Here is a 779-nt window from a genome sequence, read left to right as displayed (position 1 = left end):
ACTTTGGGAATCTCGGTTGATTTCTTTTCCTGCGGCTACTTAGATGTTTCAGTTCGCCGCGTTCGCTTCACATGACCTATGTATTCAGTCATGGATACTCCATTCGGAGTGGGTTTCCCCATTCGGATATCGGTGGATCAAAGCTTGTTTGCCAGCTCCCCACCGCTTTTCGCAGGCTACCGCGTCCTTCATCGCCTGTGATCGCCAAGGCATCCACCACATGCACTTGTTCGCTTGACCCTATAACGGGTGCGTCTCTCGCGAGAACGCCCGTTACAGGTTGAGTATTCGTGTTGCGCCGTATTTCAAGGCAATCTTTCGATCACTTAAAAATACATTGATACAATCACAACCCTGATTCACCTACTCGACGGCCATCTCTGTCCGTCTTCCGGATGAATCTCTTTACTACTTCTTCCTGATTGTTAAAGAACGACAGCCGATATGGTTTTTAATCACATCGCTCTGACTGGCTCAATCGCCAATGCAAAAGGCTCTGCTGAACTTCAGCAGAACGCTGTGCATTGAGGATTGGTGGAGGATGACGGGATCGAACCGACGACCCCCTGCTTGCAAAGCAGGTGCTCTCCCAGCTGAGCTAATCCCCCAGTCAACATAACTCAAGGGATCCGTCTCGCCTTTGCAGACAAAGTGGTGGGTCTGGATGGATTCGAACCATCGACCCCCGCCTTATCAAGACGGTGCTCTAACCGACTGAGCTACAGACCCCTGAGTCTGTCTTTCTTACAGCCGACAAGTGTGAGCGCTTAAAACGCAGT

The 779-nt window shown here is 50.6% G+C and carries 2 tRNA genes and 1 rRNA gene; all 3 read right to left on the bottom strand.

The features are described from left to right. A 23S ribosomal RNA gene (locus tag VSR72_RS44015) occupies positions 1–240 on the bottom strand; the annotation flags it as partial. A gap of 292 nt (positions 241–532) precedes the next feature. Then, positions 533–608: transfer RNA gene (locus VSR72_RS44010), tRNA-Ala, on the bottom strand. 44 nt (positions 609–652) lie between these two features. Continuing rightward, positions 653–729: transfer RNA gene (locus VSR72_RS44005), tRNA-Ile, on the bottom strand. Between the last annotated feature and the right edge of the window lie 50 nt (positions 730–779).

The organism is Paraburkholderia sp. JHI869 (assembly GCF_038900775.1).
GTDB lineage: Bacteria > Pseudomonadota > Gammaproteobacteria > Burkholderiales > Burkholderiaceae > Paraburkholderia.
Note: the sequence above shows the minus strand (reverse complement) of the source record. Positions and strands in the feature narration are given on the sequence as shown.